Below are 16,790 nucleotides of genomic sequence, written 5' to 3' on the forward strand. Positions count from 1 at the left end.
GCTGCCCTCTCATAGCAGCAAGGTGGAAAAGGAGAAGAATTCATGAAATTTGCAGTTTCTTCAAAAGGGAATTCTGTATCTGACACACTCAAAAATAAAATTCAGACCTACTTATTAGATTTTGGGATGGAACTCAATGAAGAGGAACCAGATCTTGTCATTACGGTTGGTGGAGACGGCACCCTACTTTATGCATTTCACCGTTATAGTGACCGTCTGAATGAAACAGCTTTTGTGGGTGTTCATACAGGTCATCTTGGTTTTTATGCTGACTGGGTGCCAAGTGAAATTGAAAAACTCGTCTTAGCTATTGCGAAAACGCCTTATCACATTGTGGAATATCCGATCTTAGAAGTCATTGTCAGATACAACGACGGCGGCAGAGAAGAGAAATATTTGGCTATGAATGAATGTACGATTAAGAGTATGGAAGGGACACTAGTGGCAGATGTTGAAATTAGGGGTCAGCTGTTTGAAACATTCAGAGGTGACGGTCTTTGTCTGTCTACACCGTCTGGCAGTACAGCTTATAATAAAGCACTTGGTGGCGCTATTATTCACCCTTCCATTAGAGCCATTCAGCTGGCAGAAATGGCTTCCATCAACAACAGAGTGTTTCGAACGGTCGGTTCGCCGCTGATTTTACCGGACCATCATACTTGTGTCATTAAACCGAGGAATGATGTCGATTTTCAGGTAACCATTGATCATTTGACGCTGCTTCATAAGGACGTCAAATCCATTCAATGCCGGGTAGCAGACGAGAATGTCCGTTTTGCCCGATTTAGACCATTTCCGTTTTGGAAAAGGGTGCAAGATTCCTTTATCGGAAAAGGAGAATAAGAAAGAGGTCGTTCTCGCTGGAATACTTTACGTTAAACAAAACCATGACAGCCAAAGAAGAGGGGCTGCTTTTAAAGGATTATTTAATAGATCTTGGCATTTCGAAAAGAATGCTGACAGATATTAAATTTGATGGCGGTGATCTCCTCATTAATGGAGAGCATGTTACTGTGAGATACAAGCTGCATAATGGAGACAGGCTCACTATTTTATTCCCAAAGGAAAAAGTGAGTGAAGGGCTAAAGCCTGCTCCGATTCCGCTTGATATTTTATTCGAGGATGAGCATGTCCTTGTGCTGAATAAAAGGCCATATATCCCGTCCATTCCTTCCCGTGAGCACCCGGAGCACAGTATTGCAAATGGGTTGTTGCACCATTATGCAGAGCAGTCTGTTCGGCTGACAGTTCATTTGGTGAATCGTCTTGACCGTGATACATCTGGCGTCATGCTTGTGGCCAAGCATCGCTTTGCCCACAGCCTTTTATCAAAAGCGCAGAAAAGTGGAGCGGTTAAACGAACATACAGAGCGTTTACACATGGCATGATCAAAGAAAAGCATGGCACCATTCGAGCAAAAATTGCTCGAAAAGGAGATAGTATCATTGAGCGAATGGTCGATGATACTGGACAGGAAGCTGTGACGCATTTTACAGTTCGAGCAGTGGACGCTGAGTTGAACATGTCAGATGTGGCGCTAGCACTTGAAACGGGGAGAACCCATCAAATTCGTGTTCACATGCAGTATCTTGGTTACCCGCTCATCGGAGATACGTTATATGGCGGAACGAATGAGCGGATGAACCGGCAGGCACTGCATAGTGAGACTCTTGTCTTTCCTCATCCGATGACTGGGGAGGAAATGACATTCTCGGCTCCGCTTCCTGAAGACATGAAATCATTGCTGCTTTAAATAGAGAAACCCGGCTACCTGCAAGCGCAGGACCGGGTTTTTTTATGATGTGAAATGCTGAAACCTTGAATCGTCATAAGGCATAGAGGAAGGAACAGAAATCGTTTCAAGCTCAGGATATTTGAGGGCAGACAGCCGGTGGCCGAATACACAGCCTGTATCAATGTTGACGGTTCTGCCAACGAATCGCGGGTCTTTCACGGGTGTATGTCCGTAGACAATCCATGGTTTTCCGCGATATTCCTTTGCCCAATCCTTCCGCACCGGTCGTCCATCCGGCCACGTTTCTCCTGTGACTGCGCCAAATAATAAATAGGATCGCATCTGTTTGTTCGGCTTTCTACCAATGTCCTTTTCCTTCATCGCTGCGTGAGCAATCACCAGTTCATTAGGAATAAGTACATCGTAAAGCGGAGCCTTCTCAAATAGCTGCTTAAATTCATGTGACAATGTCGTTTGTTCATGAAGCGGCAGTTGTTTTATTTCATTTACGGTGGTTTCGATGCCATGAAGTAATTTCACAGGATTTCCTTTCAAATAGCGATAAAGCTTAAAGCAATGATTGCCAGGTACGTAGCGGATCGCGCCATGTGAGTAGGCATGAATGACAAAGCGCATGACATCTACTGACTGAGGACCTCGATCTGTTAAATCACCGACAAGTGCTAGCGTTCTCTTATCAGGATGGACGGGTAATCCATGTTTGAGTTCGTATCCTAGTTTGTGTATGAGGGTAAGCAGCTCTTCGTAGCAGCCGTGGATATCACCAATGATATCAAATTTCATAAGATTTCCTCCTGATCTTTCTCATCCATTCATCGGGGTTAAAGAAGTTTGAATTTTAGAACATATAACGAATGGCTTTCTTTTCATTTAGGCAATTGTTAGAATCAATGCTTTAACGTAAACCTTAAAAGATTAAACATCAATGTTAGGAGGCTTTAGCCAATGGAGCATACATCTGTTTCATCACTCGTTGTCGTCATTATTGTTGCCTTTTTCACCCCACTTTTATTGCACCGATTTAAGCTGACCATTCCGGTCGTTGTTGCTGAAATCATCATGGGGCTCATCATTGGAAAAAGCGGTCTTCAACTAGTAGTTGAGCATGATGCATGGTTAGATACGTTATCCATGCTCGGTTTTATTTTTCTGATGTTTTTAAGTGGACTTGAAATAGATTTTTCTTCTTTTGAGTCAAAGAAGAAAGCACGAGAACTACCAAATGGTCTAAAGGAACCAAATACGTTTAAAGCAGCCACTATTGTGTTTCTTGGCGTATTTAGTATTTCTTTTATTCTGTCCTATGCGTTTGTCCTTGCAGGGTTTATTCAAAATGCCTTTTTAATGACGCTCATTATATCGACGATCTCTTTAGGGGTTGTGGTTCCTACTTTAAAAGAGGAAAAGCTGATGCAGACAAATATCGGTCAAATCATCTTGCTTGTCGCTGTCATTGCAGATTTGGTGACGATGATTTTACTTGCTGTATTCTCCTCCATTTATGGCGATGGTACAGGGAATATGTGGCTTCTGCTCTTATTATTTGCTGCGGGCATCCTTCTTTATTTATTTGGTCGCGTATTTAAGACAAAGTCAATTTTTCAGTCCATGTCAAAAGGGACCGTGCAAATTGGGACAAGGGCGATCTTTACTCTCATTATAGTCTTAGTTGCCTTATCTGAATCACTCGGTGCTGAAAATATTCTTGGAGCGTTTTTAGCGGGCGTACTCGTGTCTCTTCTCTCGCCGAATAAAGAGCTTGTTCAGCAACTGGATTCATTTGGCTACGGATTTTTGATCCCTATCTTCTTTGTGATGGTCGGAGTGGATTTGAATATATGGGCACTATTCAAAGACCCAACCATTATGATCATGATCCCGCTGCTATTTATTGCCTTACTCATTAGTAAGCTCATCCCGATTCTTTATTTGAAAAAATGGTATGACATGAAAAAAGTGATCGGTTCTGGCTTTTTATTAACATCGACGTTATCACTCGTCATTGCAGCTGCGACGATCGGGGAGCGGCTCGGAGTCATTGACCATAAAATGTCTGGAGCGCTGATTCTAGTCGCGGTACTCACGAGTATTTTAACGCCGGTTTGGTTTAAAGCGCTGTTTAAAAAAGAACAAGCTGCGAGCCATAAAAAACGTGTGACCTTTATTGGTGCAAATCAGCTGACCTTACCTGTTACACTCGATTTACATCAGGATGAATATGATATTCGAATTTTGCATGTCTTTCAAGAAAATAAAGAAGCGCTGCTTGCAGACTCCATCTTTGAAGTTGAATCGATTGAAGAGTACAATGATGAGACGCTGCGAAAGGCAGGCGTTGGCCAGGAGGATGTCCTCGTCGTCGCAACTGGCAGTGAGACGAAAAATAAGGAAATTGCTTTATTTGCAAAGGAAGAAGGAGCGAAACAAGTCATTGCGAGTGTGAACAAAGCTGAGGCAGAGCTGGAATTGAAGGAAGCAGGAATTGATACGTTTTCTAATTTCCTATCATCTAAAACGGTGCTTAGAGCCTTGATTGAAGCACCAGATGCGATTCGATTATTAACAAATGAGGATACTTCCTTGTATCAAATTCAAATGAACAATCATCGCTATCACAATGTAATGCTGAGGGAATTTCCGTTTACTGGCGATTTGGTCTTTGTCCGTATTTTCAGAGGGATTGACAGTTTAGTCCCACACGGAGATACGACGCTTAGAAGCGGAGACCGTGTGCTTGTATCGGGCTCTCGTGAATATGTGGCAGGACTAAGAGCTCAATTAGAGTAACAATGAACCCTTGACCAATGAACAATTCCTGATTAAGATAGAAGTACAACATCATATATTTGATCCACTAGGGGAGTCCTTTAAAAGGGCTGAGATAAAAGTATTGACTTTTAGACCCTCATTACCTGAACAGGTTCATACCTGCGTAGGGAAGTGGTGCGGTTTTTGACTATGCTTTTGACAAATTCCAAGCCACTTTCCATGCGGAAAGTGGCTTTTTTATATGGAAAAACAGGAGGAGAGAAACATGACGTTTTCAACTGAATGTAAAGAAGCAGCAGCAACATGGTGGAATGGAAGCTTCACACACCCCTTTGTGAAAGGAATTGGAGATGGCACGCTGTCACTCGATCGTTTCACATATTACGTGATGCAGGATTCATATTATTTAACTCATTTTGCAAAGGTTCAAGCATATGGAGCGGCGATTAGTGAGGACTTACATACGACGGGCAGAATGGCATATCATGCGCAGGGAACGTATGAAGCGGAGCTATCGCTGCATAGAAAATTTACAGAGCTTTTAAAGATATCAGATGAAGCCATCAAGAACTTTAAGCCTTCTCCCACTGCTTATGCGTATACCTCTCATATGTACCGATCTGTGAAAAGCGGACGATTCGAAGAGATATTGGCTGCGTTATTGCCGTGCTACTGGCTTTATTATGAGGTGGGTGAAAAGCTAAAACAAACTACACCTGACCATCCGATTTATCAAGAATGGATTTTGACATATGGAGGGGATTGGTTTAAGGAGCTCGTCTTTGAACAGGTCAACCGCTTTGATGAACTAGCCGAAAAAGCACCAGAACATGTGCGGGCCAATATGAAAGAAAATTTTGTGATTTCTAGCTATTACGAATACCATTTCTGGGAGATGGCGTATCAAAAAGAAATGTGGCAAACAGCATGCTTAGATGGGGTTGGTGCAAATGGAACTCCACGCAGTGACAAATGATTCGCTTCCTGCAGAAGAGCTGATCAAACAAATAATAGCCATTGCATCTGAAGTCGATTTTATTCATATCCGGGAACGGTCTAAAACAGCAAGTGAGCTTGTTGATCTCGTGAAAAGTCTCCTTTTAGAAGGTGTTCCGAAAGAAAAGCTCATCATCAACGACAGAGTAGACGTTGCGCTACTCACTAATATTCACCGTGTACATCTCCCAGGTCATAGCTTTTCGCCAAAAGAGCTGCGGGAAAAATTCCCACACCTTCATGCGGGCGTCTCAGTTCATTCGATTGAAGAAGGGAAAGCAGCTGAGAAAAATGGAGCAGAGTATGTCATATTTGGGCACGTATATGACACCACTTGTAAACCAGGACTTCAGGCAAGAGGCGTACAGCTTGTGAAAGAACTGACATCTCTACTATCTATTCCAGTTGTAGCGATCGGTGGAGTGACACCTGAGCGCGTTCCAGAATTGAGACACGTGAATGTGAAAGGGATAGCGGTGATGTCTGGAATTTTTACTCATCATCAGCCGCGCAAAATGGCACAAGCATTTTCTAAACAAGTAAAGGAGAATCCTTATGAAGAAGCATTATGATGTGGCAATCATTGGTGGTGGAATCATAGGGATGTCCATTGCCTATCACCTTGCAAAAGCAGGAAAGCAGGTCGTCTTATTTGAAGCGAGTGAAGTAGGGAAGCAAACGACAAGTGCGGCTGCTGGAATGCTTGGTGCACATGCTGAAGGAGAGGGTTATGAGGATACTTTTTTTCAAGTAGGCAGAGCAAGCCAATCATTGTACGAGAAGTTAAAAGTCGATCTACGGCATGAATCTGGCATTGATATTCGAACATCAGCGGGCGGTATCATGAAAGTAGCTTTTACAGAAGAGGAGAAACAAGCACTTTGCCGGATGCAGCATTTGTCTACATTTGAGTGGATAGACGCAGGCAGCGTAAAAAAATGCATGCCTCAAATGGCAGAGAACATCTTAGGAGCAGGTTTGATTAAAGAAGATGTTCATGTTGAACCTTATGCCGTTTGCCGGGCATTTTGGAAAGCAGCGGTCATGTACGGTGCAGAAGTGAAAGAGTGTACACCCGTGATTGAAGTGAAGCGGGAGAAAGAAGCGTTAGCGATTAGAACAACAGTGGGAACATTCACATGTGATGACCTGACTGTTGCGAGTGGTGTGTGGTCTGGCCGTTTTTTTGAAGAGCTTGGATTATCTCATTCTCTTTATCCAGTAAAAGGAGAATGTGTGTCTGTATGGAATCAGGGTCCAGCACTCGAACACACCATTTACCATGATCATTGTTACATCGTTCAACGAGATAGCGGCAAACTGGTCGTTGGCGCAACGATGAAGCCAAACGAGTGGCAAACTGTTCCGACGCTTGGGGGCATTGAAGCTGTCATTCAAAAAGCTTCTCAGCTGATGCCCTCAATCAAGGAGATGCCGATTGATCAGTGCTGGGCTGGCCTTCGTCCGGCGACAAATGACCGGCATCCCTACATTGGTAGACATCCAGAAGATCAGCGCATCCTTTTTGCCGCAGGGCATTACAGAAATGGTATTTTACTTGCCCCGATTACTGGAGAGATCATTCGCGACCTGATAATAGGTAAACCGGTCAAAAAGGAATGGCTTCACGCATTTCGTATTGGCCGAAAGGAGGCACTATTTGTATGAAAATTCAATTGAATGGCAGAATCGTTGATTTCGATCAAGAGAATGGAACGATCTATGATCTGCTAACAGACTATCAGCTTGAAAATCGAGTAGTGATTGTAGAAAAGAACCAAGAAATTATTGATAAAGAAGCGTTTCAACAAGTGAAAATTCAACCTAATGACACGATCGAAATCGTTCACTTTGTAGGAGGAGGATGACAACATGCTACACATTGGCGGAAAAACATTCACATCTAGATTATTACTTGGTACAGGGAAATATCCATCATTTGAAGTTCAAAAAGAAGCCGTGAACGTATCAGAAGCAGAAATATTAACCTTTGCTGTGAGAAGAATGAACATTTTCGAAGCATCTCAGCCAAATTTTTTGGAGCAGCTTGATTTATCTAAATATACGCTGCTTCCGAATACAGCTGGTGCAAGTACAGCGGATGAGGCAGTTCGTATTGCTCGTTTAGCAAAGGCTTCTGGACTGTGTGACATGATCAAGGTAGAAGTCATTGGCTGCTCAAGGTCTCTTCTGCCAGATCCAGTCGAAACGTTAAAAGCATCTGAAATGTTACTCGAAGAAGGATTTATTGTGCTACCTTATACATCGGATGATGTGGTACTGGCAAGAAAATTAGAAGAGCTTGGTGTCCATGCTATTATGCCAGGTGCTTCACCGATTGGTTCAGGGCAAGGCTTACTAAACCCTCTGAATCTCTCATTCATTATCGAGCAGGCGAAAGTACCGGTGATTATTGATGCTGGTGTAGGCTCTCCAAAGGATGCGGCTTATGCGATGGAGCTAGGGGCTGATGCTGTATTATTGAACACAGCTGTCTCAGGTGCAAAAGACCCTGTGAAGATGGCTAAAGCCATGAAACTGGCGATTGAATCAGGAAGGCTAGGCTTTGAGGCAGGCCGGATTCCATTGAAAAACTACGGGACAGCAAGCAGTCCGCAGGAAGGAATGCCGGCATTTTGAGCACACGTTATTCACGCCAAGAGCTCTTTCAGCCAATTGGCACAGAGGGACAAAAGCGGTTAAATGACTCAAAGGCCGTCATTATTGGCGCAGGAGCGCTTGGAACAGCTAGTGCGGAAATGCTCGTTCGTGCTGGCGTTGGATCTGTCACCATTTTGGATCGAGATTATATTGAATGGAGTAACCTTCAGCGTCAACAGCTTTACACAGAGCAAGATGTGCAGGATCGGCTGCCAAAGGCCATAGCGGCTGAAAAAAGACTCAAACAGATAAATAGTGACGTGCAGGTCAAAGGAATCGTCGTCGATGTGACCGCTGAACAGATTGATGAACTAGTCAGCGGCGCTTCAATTATTGTCGATGCAGTGGATAATTTTGAGGTGAGAATGATCGCTAATGATGCGGCTGTCAAACATCAAATTCCATTCCTTTATGGAGCTTGCGTTGCCAGCTATGGTATTCAATTTACTGTCATTCCTGGAGAAACACCGTGTTTACACTGCCTGCTTGAACATTTACCTGCACAAGGCATGACATGTGATACAGCCGGTATCATTAGTCCAGTTGTGCAGCAGGTCGCATCATATCAAGTGGCAGATGCCCTGAAGTATTTAACCGGTCATCAAGTGACGCCGATTTTAAGATCCTTTGATTTATGGAGCAATGAGCGTTCTGACATTCGATCAGCCAGCTCCTTAAAGAAAAAACAATGTCCAAGTTGCGGAATGAAAACATATCCTTTTCTTTCCTATGACAAGAGAGCAAAGGCAGATGTACTATGCGGCCGCAATACGGTCCAAATCCGAAGTGCAGCCGAAACTCCGCCGTCATTAAAAGAAGTGGCTTTTCGATTAAAGAAAGCAGGGATGGATGTCCTTGAAAATCCGTATTTGCTTTCGTGTCAAAAGGGTGAATATAAGCTTGTCTTGTTTAAAGACGGTAGAGCACTTGTCCATGGCACAAATGATATTGCCAAAGCAAGAACCATTTATCATCAATGGATTGGCTAATGAGAGGTGTGAAGAAATGACGATCAAAAAAGCATTCACAATCGCAGGTTCTGATTCTGGCGGCGGAGCAGGCATTCAAGCTGATTTAAAAACCTTTCAGGAGCTCGGTGTGTTCGGAATGTCTGCGATCACAGCGATTACTGCACAAAACACATTAGGGGTTCACGGGGTATATCCGCTGTCAAACGAGGCGTTAGAAAGTCAAATTGATGCAGTGGCAGAGGATTTACTGCCAGATGCCGTCAAAACAGGGATGCTGTGGAGCGCAGACATGATCAAGATAGTTGCTGATAAAACGGTTCAATATGACATGAAGCTCATTGTCGATCCAGTGATGATCGCAAAAGGAGGCGCTTCTTTATTAAATGAAGATGCGGTCTCAGCGTTGAAAACACACTTGCTGCCTGTCAGCTATGCCGTAACGCCGAATTTACCTGAAGCAGAAGTACTGACAGGCATGCATATTCAGACAAAAGAAGATCGCTATCTAGCAGCGGAGCGTTTATATGAGCTAGGTACGAAACATGTCGTGATCAAAGGCGGTCACGGTCCATCTGGCGGGAAGATTACAGACCTGTTGTATGATGGAAAGGGCTTTATAGAAGTCACAAACGAACATATTGATACTCCGCATACCCATGGCACAGGCTGCACGTTTGCAGCGGCATTAACAGCTGAAATTGCGAAAGGATACTCCATGAGAGAGGCTTTTGACACAGCAGAAACCTTTGTCCATGAAGCCATCAAATTTCCTTTGAATATTGGAGCTGGACACGGACCTACCAACCATTTTGCATATCAGCAAAACCGGCTCAAACGATAAAAGAATCGAACCGTCTTCACTTGAGAGGACGGTTTTTTGATGAAAAAGAAACTTTCTTTCAGCGGAAATTGTCATTCTCTCATGATCTGTGATAATATTATGATCAGGTACTAATACTATGTCTTGAAAAAATAGGAGGCTTTATTACATATGAACTTTTCTTTAGAAGGCCGTAATATCGTGGTAATGGGTGTTGCCAACAAACGAAGCATCGCTTGGGGAATTGCTCGCTCACTTCACGAAGCTGGAGCTCGTTTGATTTTTACTTATGTTGGAGATCGTCTTGCTGAATCTGTAAAAGAACTTGCAAGCACACTTGAGCGCGATGATTCAATCATTCTTCCATGTGACGTGACAAGTGATGAAGAAATCGAAAAATGTTTCGCTACAATTAAAGAAAAAGTACAAGTCATTCATGGCGTTGCGCATGCGATTGCATTTGCAAACAAAGAAGAACTTGTCGGTGAATACTTAAATACAAATCGTGAAGGGTTCCTTTTGGCGCACAATATTAGTGCATACTCATTAACGGCTGTAGCAAAAGCAGCACGTCCATTGATGACAGAAGGCGGGAGCATCGTCACGCTTACATACCTAGGCGGAGAGCGTGTAGTTTCTAACTACAACGTAATGGGTGTAGCAAAAGCGGCACTTGAAGCAAGTGTGAAATACTTAGCAGCTGATTTAGGCGCAGAAGGTATCCGTGTGAATAGTATTTCTGCTGGCCCAATTCGTACGCTGTCTGCAAAAGGCATCAGTGGCTTCAATACCATTCTGAAGGATATTGAAGAGCGTGCACCGCTTCGCCGTACAACGACTCCTGAAGAAGTTGGCGATACAGCTCTATTCTTATTCAGCGATCTATCACGCGGCATGACAGGTGAGAATCTGCATGTTGATTCTGGCTTCCATATCATTGCTCGCTAAACAAATAAATGATTTGCAGCATACCGAATGAAGGTATGCTGTTTTTTTATTTTTCTTCTGATTTGAGGCGTCCGCTCATATATATAAGGAATGAATCATTCAGGAGGGATTAGTATGTCAAATAAAGGTGATGAGAACCAGAAGCCGCTTATGTATATTGTTCAGCCGAGCTATGATGAATCAATGCCAGCCATGCAAAATATCGTAAGAAAACGAAAGAAATCAGAAAAACCACAAGAAATGTCTAAGAGTAAAAAAGACAAGATGGAAGAAAGTACGCGCGAGGACCCCGTTGCTCAAGAAATCGAAAAGAAAAAAGAAGCCGAGCCGCCTGCGCGTCAGCAAGTGCAAGACATGATTCAAGAAACAGATCTTACCCAAGAAGAAGACATCACGAAAGAACCAGAGCTTATACAAGAACAAAAACCCGAGCGAGAAGAGGAAAAGCCGCCAGAAGGTGTATTTCATGAAACAAAAGAAGAACCTAGAAGAAAACGAGTGAAAAAGCCTTTAAGTCAGATGAGTATTGACGAAAAAGTCGATTTTCTCACAAGCCTGCCTCATAATATGCCAAGAGCCCTTTGCTTGATTGAAGCTGATGGTAAAACATATAGAGGGATTATTATGGATCGAAAAGAAGATACAGTGGTCATTCGAACAGCGGGCGGGGGAAATCCAGTTGAATTAGCAATAGATGACATTTCCTCGATTCATCCGCTTGGTTTTTAACAAATAAAAAAAGTCCCATAGAGGGACTTTCAGATTGTAGAGAAACTCATGTTTTTCTACAGGCTTTTTTATTTTCATCGTAATTATGATGGATGAGATTTAATGAAAAAGGCCTCCCACACACCTAGCCTAGCTTCGCTAGGTGTGTGGCAATCCTAAAGCCACTACTTCTAATTGATTTCTTCTTTCTTCTTCACGTTTCGATAACATGTTTATCCCCCACAGATTATTGTTATTACCCTTATTATACAAAAAAGCTTGTAGACTTTGTCTACAAGCTGAGACATCTTCTTAGGAAGATGTCTTTTTTCTTACCCTATTTTTGTTCCATTCTCAACCGGTTCATCTGTCGCTAGTAAAACCACGTCTTCTTTTGACGGCATGCCACCTAAGACAAGCACTTCTGATTTGAACCCAGCAATTCTTCTTGGCGGAAAATTCACGACCGCTACGATTTGTTTGCCAGTAAGATTCTCTGCTGTATAACGCTTTGTGAGCTGAGCACTAGATTGCTTTACACCAATTTCTTCACCAAAATCAATCTTTAGCTTCAACGCAGGCACTCTTGCCTCTGCAAAAAATTCTGCTTCTATGATCGTCCCAACGCGAATATCTAACGCCAAAAACTGTTCAATATCTGCCATCTGCCTCTCTCCCCTTCATAAAAGGTAACGTAATCTATTGATTATTCATTGTAGCACATTCATTTTGTCATCGAGGAGGTTCAAAAAGCCTACAAAGCGTTAAATCACTTTTTAGTTTACATAATAATTTTATGGTCATGTATTAAATATTTGCATCATAAAAATGATTTCGGTAGAATGGCAAATAATCCTACTGCTTCCTCTCGAATACTTTTGGGAGGGTTCACACTTGTTTACGTTATCAGATATGTGGACGTTTTGCTGGTCGTTTTTTGTTATTCTTCCTATTGTTGCCATCCTGCATCAACTTGGCCATATTTTGGTTGCGTGGATGTTTGGAGCAAAGGTTTCTTTTGCTCTTGGCAGAGGTAAAAAAGTGTTGAAAGTCGGCGTCGTTGAAATTAGACGAATCTATTTTTTAGATGCATTTTGCCACTATGAAGAAATGAGAAAAAACAACCGATTGTCTCACATTCTTGTCTACCTAGGCGGATCATTATGCAACTTGCTCAGTGTTCTCATACTGAACACAATGATCGCCAATGATTTCCTGCCAGAGCACCAATTTTTCTATCAATTTGCTTACTTCTCAGTCTACTATGTATTTTTTGCACTTCTGCCAGTCCAGTATGCAGATCATCATCCGAGTGATGGGCAAGCGATTGTGAACATTATTCGGCACGGTGAACCATGTGACATCATTGACTAACATGATGACTTTCACTGTCAATTTGATAATGAATCGTTAAAAAAGGAATACCGAAAAGCTTCATTTGATGTACCGCTGTGAGACTTTGATCCGTCTCCGGTTTCATATGAAAGCTTTCTTCCATTGGCAGTTGCATGGTGATAAAAGGCGTATGCAAATACAATCCTTCGTCACCGGTACTGCCTTTTGGACATGTACTTTTTAATATAAAATCTTCTTTCTCATTAAAAGGCCTTAAAATAGCTGTCAGTTGAGAATATGGAAGCGGCAGCGCAATATTCATATAACCCGTAGCTGCATCGTGATGAAGAGCATATAGTGCAAAAAAGACTTGCTCTCCTTTTACATTGTGCCGTATCCAAGCCCGAACATTTTTCCTTTCTTCCTTCGGATGTTGAAATCTAATCAGACGTCCCTTCATTTCATATGGATGACGAGATAACCCCAAAAAAAGCTGCCCTATTTGCTTAAATAGTGGTTGAAGTAAAAAGACGAACGGCCTTATCCACCAATGAAAGCTGACGGCCGCTTTTAATGTAAAAGCCATAGGATCTTCATAAAATCTGCGAATCACAGGTGACACCCTATCAGCTGAAAATGTCGTTCCATTTAATTCATCAAGCGAATCGACTAAACCCAGCTTCTCAGGGTTATGCACACTTTCCTCTTGAAAAGAAATCATTTGAAACCGGCCATGCACTTTCGAAATCGGAAAGTTCTTCTGCTTTAATTGATCCTTCGGCCCTTCAATCAGCCAGCCAATCAAACCTGGCAATATCACAAAAAAAGCATTGATACTGCCATGAAACCAAATCATCTGATCAATGCTAATGTAGGTCACACGCATCAGCATCCCAGCGGAATATAGAAGTGATAACACGATCGTCCCCATTAAAACTAAGCTAGAAAACACAACAAGACCTTTTGCCAAAGTTGACCGGAATCTTGTTTTCATACAAAGGATGCCATATATGTAGAGGGCCACCACATAAAGTATGACACTGAACGTATCAAATAGACGGGAAAAGCTAATCCCCACAGCAATCATTACAGGCGACAGCAAAATCACCCATCCCGCCGCTTTGTATAAAGCTCTTTCATTTGCTTGCTGCCGTCCTAAAAATCCATAAAAAAGCGGGATAAAAAAAGCAGAATAATGAAAATGAATAACGGTCAAAAGAACAATAATCGGCGAAAATGTCATCACCTGTATATCTGCTGTATAAAGCCAAAACCATAGCCCGCCTAAAGCAAGATACATCCATGCGCCATCAATCATCAGCTCATGTAGCGGGAAGATTCCTCTTTTCAGCAAACGAGAAAATCTAAATAACGCCAATAAGATTGTATATAAAAGCCATCCCGATGCGAACCAAGCAGAATGATAGATAAAAGCAGCAGTTGCACAAAGAGAAGCTAATGGAAAGGCTTTCATTAAAAACCCGATCAGCCTCTCTTCCTTGTGTTTCTTCCCTTCTTTCTCAAAAAAGTGTAAGGCGGTGGGAAGAAAAAATAGAATGGCCAAGAGAACAAAAAATTCTGCTATCAGACCTGTCATGAAACGAGTGGCGATAAAATAAGACATGAAGATCAGACTGGATGCCAAATGCCACTTATTCATCATGAGACATCCTTTCTGTAAAACGACCTTTATATGTAAAAAGAGTACCAAACAGGCGATTTTTCACGTGGACATAAATGGTATATTCACCTGCATACTCATCGTAGCCTTCTGTTACATCTGACACACCATAAAGCCATGAAGGCAGCGGACATTCTCTTCCGAACATCAAAAACTTCTGCCGGCCGGATTGGATGTGCAAGAAGCCATGCTTTGTTACTGTAAAATGAAGCTCTGACACAAGAAGTCTAGGCTTTCCAAAATAGTCTAGTACGGTATGACTCTCCTGATCAATGATCATATCTGCATCAAAGTGCCGCTCCTTCTTTGGGAAATAAAACGTTCGATACCAGTGCATCCCTTCCTCCCCCTTATTTGTCACAAAGGGCTCGTTGACAATTTGGAAAGGAATGTTTTCCCCTCTCTCTGGGAAAAAACAACGAAATAGTGGACCCATTCTGAAGATCAATCGAATGAGTCTTGACCCGCCGCCTATTTCTTCCATAGTACCTTCAGCAGTAAATGCGCGGTTGTATCTCTCTTTTAGTTTTGGATGCAGTTTATCGTAATCCTTTACTTGATGACGATGAACGACCATGTCTACCTCCCCTTTTTCGTTTGATGGAAAATACATCTACACAATCTTTTAAATTGAACATACCTGCAATCGACAAAATCAAAAATGCACTCATCACAAGCGGTTCATGAAGCGTCGTTTGCGGAGATAGAATTCCTATACAAAGCATCATGAGAAGAAACATACTTTGTAAAATGAAGAGATATTTCTTTGATAATTTGGGCATTAGCCATGCTACGCCTAAAAGCGCATAAAACAATCGAAAACTCATGCTATGATCAAAAGCCGAATGTGAAAAAGGAATGATCGCTTGGCATAGCCAGACGATGGCAAACAGCAAACAAATCCCGTAATGAGCAAGTGTTCTCTCTAGTAATAACCGGGGATGCGTTCCCTTTTCAAGCCACGTCTTTAATGCACCAAAACTAAAGGCTGTCATAAATCCAATCATTGGGCGAAAAAGAATCTTGTCTGCCCATGTCCATCCTTTTCCTTCTTTCGTTTTGTAATCAAATTGCGTTTGAAACACAATGTGGTCGCTTGTTTTTATATACTTCCAGTAACCGCTGCCTTCTTTGATAAAAGACAATGGGTGTGACGATTTGAAATTTAGTGAGGATGCCCGCTCATTCCGTTCATCCATCATTCTTGTTCGATAAGCTCCTGTCCCTGTGACACTTAAACCAAACCCAAGATGCTTTTCATACAAAAAGGATTGGGGTTGTTCGTTTTGAGGTTCATTTAATGAAATGGTTGAAAAACGCAAATCCCATTGTTCATGAAGCTTTGGATTTTGCGTATGTTCCCATACTTTCTCTATCGGTGCATGAATGGTTGTTTCCACATAAACAGGCTTTCTTTTCATCTGCCTCTACTCCTCTATGTGAATTGTTTCACATAATAATCATAACATGTTTCACAAAACTGTCAAATGTTTATTCTTTTTTTGACAAAAAATTGGTTCAAGATGGCCGCCTCTTTAACATATCGATTCACTACCAAAAAAAGACCTGTCAATAAGACAGATCTTCTTTTTGCAACACACCTGAGATATAAAGCTTGACCGCATAGCTCACACTCTCTTCAAGCTGTTCTTTTCGTTGAAATCCCTTTTTATTTGAAATATCACCAAAGCCGTGCAATAAGCTTCTTAATCCTCTGACCACATGTGTCATCTCTTCTTCTTTGACACCAAAACGGGTCATGATCGATTGGACAAATTCAACAAGGCGCTCGGCCTCACTTCTTACTTTTTTGTCCTCCATATGTGAAAAGGCTGCTTCATAAAGACCTGGATGTTCGCGGACAAATTGAACATACTGTTTGGCAAAGGCTAACACAGCTCCTTCTTTATCCAGCCCCTCTGTTACGTGTATGCCTTTTTCACGTAGCATGGTCAGTCCTTTTTCTGCGAGTGCCGCCTGAATTTCCTGAAGACCAGATACATGATTATAAAGGGAAGGTGGTCTGATGTTCAGTCTTTTAGACAATGTAGCAATGGTCAAAGCAGAAAAACCCTCTTCATCAACAAGTGCGGCTGCAGTATCAATGATTTTTTCTTGCGTGATTCCCATTCTTGGAGACACGG

19 protein-coding genes and 1 riboswitch are annotated in these 16,790 nt (G+C 42.2%); of the genes, 13 read left to right on the forward strand and 6 right to left on the reverse strand.

Annotated elements, in window-relative coordinates; translation table 11 throughout:
• Positions 1-42: 42 nt before the first annotated feature.
• A complete protein-coding gene (locus tag GPS65_RS10965; protein WP_058014287.1) occupies positions 43-843 on the forward strand; it encodes an NAD kinase in 801 nt (266 codons plus the stop codon).
• Positions 844-887: 44 nt separating this feature from the next.
• Complete coding sequence (locus GPS65_RS10970) at positions 888-1,754, forward strand: RluA family pseudouridine synthase (RefSeq protein ID WP_119124699.1); 867 nt, start codon at positions 888-890, stop codon at positions 1,752-1,754.
• A 42-nt stretch (positions 1,755-1,796) separates the two neighbouring features.
• Here the strand turns inward: GPS65_RS10970 and prpE are convergent, their stop codons facing one another.
• A complete protein-coding gene (gene prpE, locus GPS65_RS10975; protein ID WP_012009585.1) occupies positions 1,797-2,540 on the reverse strand; it encodes a bis(5'-nucleosyl)-tetraphosphatase PrpE in 744 nt (247 codons plus the stop codon).
• 162 nt (positions 2,541-2,702) lie between these two features.
• Here prpE and GPS65_RS10980 point away from each other — a divergent pair, with 162 nt between their 5' ends.
• The 10 genes from GPS65_RS10980 to GPS65_RS11025 all read left to right on the forward strand — a co-directional run bounded on the left by GPS65_RS10980 (position 2,703) and on the right by GPS65_RS11025 (position 11,651).
• Complete coding sequence (locus GPS65_RS10980; RefSeq protein ID WP_119124700.1) at positions 2,703-4,544, forward strand: monovalent cation:proton antiporter family protein; 1,842 nt, start codon at positions 2,703-2,705, stop codon at positions 4,542-4,544.
• Between the two features lie 59 nt (positions 4,545-4,603).
• A riboswitch (TPP riboswitch) is annotated at positions 4,604-4,713 on the forward strand.
• A gap of 78 nt (positions 4,714-4,791) precedes the next feature.
• Positions 4,792-5,502, forward strand: coding sequence for a thiaminase II (tenA, locus tag GPS65_RS10985; protein ID WP_012009587.1), 711 nt, complete (start codon positions 4,792-4,794; stop codon positions 5,500-5,502).
• Positions 5,477-6,094 (forward strand): thiazole tautomerase TenI, encoded by a 618-nt coding sequence (tenI, locus tag GPS65_RS10990; RefSeq protein WP_041815410.1) that lies wholly within the window; start codon positions 5,477-5,479, stop codon positions 6,092-6,094. The genes tenA and tenI overlap by 26 nt, the downstream gene beginning before the upstream one ends.
• On the forward strand, positions 6,078-7,190 hold the full coding sequence (thiO, locus tag GPS65_RS10995; RefSeq protein ID WP_012009589.1) for a glycine oxidase ThiO: 1,113 nt from the start codon (positions 6,078-6,080) through the stop codon (positions 7,188-7,190). Before tenI ends, thiO begins: the two co-directional genes overlap by 17 nt.
• Positions 7,187-7,390: a sulfur carrier protein ThiS gene (thiS, locus tag GPS65_RS11000; RefSeq protein ID WP_012009590.1), complete on the forward strand. Its 204-nt coding sequence runs from the start codon at positions 7,187-7,189 to the stop codon at positions 7,388-7,390. The genes thiO and thiS overlap by 4 nt, the downstream gene beginning before the upstream one ends.
• A gap of 4 nt (positions 7,391-7,394) precedes the next feature.
• Positions 7,395-8,162, forward strand: a complete 768-nt coding sequence (locus tag GPS65_RS11005) for a thiazole synthase (RefSeq protein ID WP_012009591.1) — start codon at positions 7,395-7,397, stop codon at positions 8,160-8,162.
• Positions 8,159-9,172 carry a thiazole biosynthesis adenylyltransferase ThiF gene (locus GPS65_RS11010; protein ID WP_119124701.1) on the forward strand — a complete coding sequence of 338 codons (1,014 nt, stop codon included), beginning with the start codon at positions 8,159-8,161 and terminating at the stop codon, positions 9,170-9,172. Before GPS65_RS11005 ends, GPS65_RS11010 begins: the two co-directional genes overlap by 4 nt.
• 16 nt (positions 9,173-9,188) lie before the next feature.
• A complete protein-coding gene (gene thiD, locus GPS65_RS11015; RefSeq protein ID WP_012009593.1) occupies positions 9,189-9,995 on the forward strand; it encodes a bifunctional hydroxymethylpyrimidine kinase/phosphomethylpyrimidine kinase in 807 nt (268 codons plus the stop codon).
• Between the two features lie 150 nt (positions 9,996-10,145).
• Positions 10,146-10,922, forward strand: a complete 777-nt coding sequence (gene fabI / locus GPS65_RS11020; protein WP_003211867.1) for an enoyl-ACP reductase FabI — start codon at positions 10,146-10,148, stop codon at positions 10,920-10,922.
• Between the two features lie 114 nt (positions 10,923-11,036).
• Entirely contained in the window at positions 11,037-11,651 is a 615-nt protein-coding gene (locus GPS65_RS11025; RefSeq protein ID WP_119124702.1) for a spore coat CotO family protein, read from the forward strand.
• Between the two features lie 311 nt (positions 11,652-11,962).
• Here the strand turns inward: GPS65_RS11025 and csaA are convergent, their stop codons facing one another.
• Positions 11,963-12,295, reverse strand: a complete 333-nt coding sequence (gene csaA / locus GPS65_RS11030; protein ID WP_003215734.1) for a chaperone CsaA — start codon at positions 12,293-12,295, stop codon at positions 11,963-11,965.
• 229 nt (positions 12,296-12,524) lie between these two features.
• On the opposite strand from csaA, the gene GPS65_RS11035 reads away from it, so the two are divergent.
• Positions 12,525-13,004: a site-2 protease family protein gene (locus GPS65_RS11035; protein WP_012010229.1), complete on the forward strand. Its 480-nt coding sequence runs from the start codon at positions 12,525-12,527 to the stop codon at positions 13,002-13,004.
• Here GPS65_RS11035 and GPS65_RS11040 read toward each other — a convergent pair.
• The 4 genes from GPS65_RS11040 to GPS65_RS11055 form a co-directional block, all read right to left on the reverse strand.
• The gene (locus GPS65_RS11040; protein ID WP_144482117.1) at positions 12,994-14,625 is read right to left on the reverse strand and encodes a YndJ family protein; all 1,632 of its coding nucleotides are present in this window, start codon (positions 14,623-14,625) and stop codon (positions 12,994-12,996) included. The genes GPS65_RS11035 and GPS65_RS11040 overlap by 11 nt on opposite strands.
• Positions 14,618-15,223 carry a DUF4166 domain-containing protein gene (locus GPS65_RS11045; protein ID WP_161985421.1) on the reverse strand — a complete coding sequence of 202 codons (606 nt, stop codon included), beginning with the start codon at positions 15,221-15,223 and terminating at the stop codon, positions 14,618-14,620. Before GPS65_RS11045 ends, GPS65_RS11040 begins: the two co-directional genes overlap by 8 nt.
• Positions 15,186-16,067 carry a hypothetical protein gene (locus GPS65_RS11050; RefSeq protein WP_012010232.1) on the reverse strand — a complete coding sequence of 294 codons (882 nt, stop codon included), beginning with the start codon at positions 16,065-16,067 and terminating at the stop codon, positions 15,186-15,188. The genes GPS65_RS11045 and GPS65_RS11050 overlap by 38 nt, the downstream gene beginning before the upstream one ends.
• A 148-nt stretch (positions 16,068-16,215) precedes the next feature.
• Positions 16,216-16,788, reverse strand: a complete 573-nt coding sequence (locus GPS65_RS11055) for a TetR/AcrR family transcriptional regulator (protein WP_012010233.1) — start codon at positions 16,786-16,788, stop codon at positions 16,216-16,218.
• Positions 16,789-16,790: the final 2 nt, after the last annotated feature.

This window comes from Bacillus pumilus, assembly GCF_009937765.1.
GTDB classification, from domain to species: Bacteria; Bacillota; Bacilli; order Bacillales; family Bacillaceae; genus Bacillus; species Bacillus pumilus_O.

Excerpts from the sequence above, each read along its gene's own strand:
- GPS65_RS11005 (WP_012009591.1), top strand. The coding sequence starts at position 7,395 with ATGCTACACATTGGCGGAAAAACATTCACATCTAGATTATTACTTGGT.
- thiS (WP_012009590.1), top strand. The coding sequence starts at position 7,187 with ATGAAAATTCAATTGAATGGCAGAATCGTTGATTTCGATCAAGAGAAT.
- GPS65_RS11040 (WP_144482117.1), bottom strand. The coding sequence starts at position 14,625 with ATGAATAAGTGGCATTTGGCATCCAGTCTGATCTTCATGTCTTATTTT.
- thiD (WP_012009593.1), top strand. The coding sequence starts at position 9,189 with ATGACGATCAAAAAAGCATTCACAATCGCAGGTTCTGATTCTGGCGGC.
- GPS65_RS11045 (WP_161985421.1), bottom strand. The coding sequence starts at position 15,223 with ATGGTCGTTCATCGTCATCAAGTAAAGGATTACGATAAACTGCATCCA.
- GPS65_RS11025 (WP_119124702.1), top strand. The coding sequence starts at position 11,037 with ATGTCAAATAAAGGTGATGAGAACCAGAAGCCGCTTATGTATATTGTT.
- thiO (WP_012009589.1), top strand. The coding sequence starts at position 6,078 with ATGAAGAAGCATTATGATGTGGCAATCATTGGTGGTGGAATCATAGGG.
- tenI (WP_041815410.1), top strand. The coding sequence starts at position 5,477 with ATGGAACTCCACGCAGTGACAAATGATTCGCTTCCTGCAGAAGAGCTG.
- GPS65_RS10970 (WP_119124699.1), top strand. The coding sequence starts at position 888 with ATGACAGCCAAAGAAGAGGGGCTGCTTTTAAAGGATTATTTAATAGAT.
- GPS65_RS10980 (WP_119124700.1), top strand. The coding sequence starts at position 2,703 with ATGGAGCATACATCTGTTTCATCACTCGTTGTCGTCATTATTGTTGCC.
- GPS65_RS10965 (WP_058014287.1), top strand. The coding sequence starts at position 43 with ATGAAATTTGCAGTTTCTTCAAAAGGGAATTCTGTATCTGACACACTC.
- GPS65_RS11050 (WP_012010232.1), bottom strand. The coding sequence starts at position 16,067 with ATGAAAAGAAAGCCTGTTTATGTGGAAACAACCATTCATGCACCGATA.
- csaA (WP_003215734.1), bottom strand. The coding sequence starts at position 12,295 with ATGGCAGATATTGAACAGTTTTTGGCGTTAGATATTCGCGTTGGGACG.
- tenA (WP_012009587.1), top strand. The coding sequence starts at position 4,792 with ATGACGTTTTCAACTGAATGTAAAGAAGCAGCAGCAACATGGTGGAAT.
- prpE (WP_012009585.1), bottom strand. The coding sequence starts at position 2,540 with ATGAAATTTGATATCATTGGTGATATCCACGGCTGCTACGAAGAGCTG.
- fabI (WP_003211867.1), top strand. The coding sequence starts at position 10,146 with ATGAACTTTTCTTTAGAAGGCCGTAATATCGTGGTAATGGGTGTTGCC.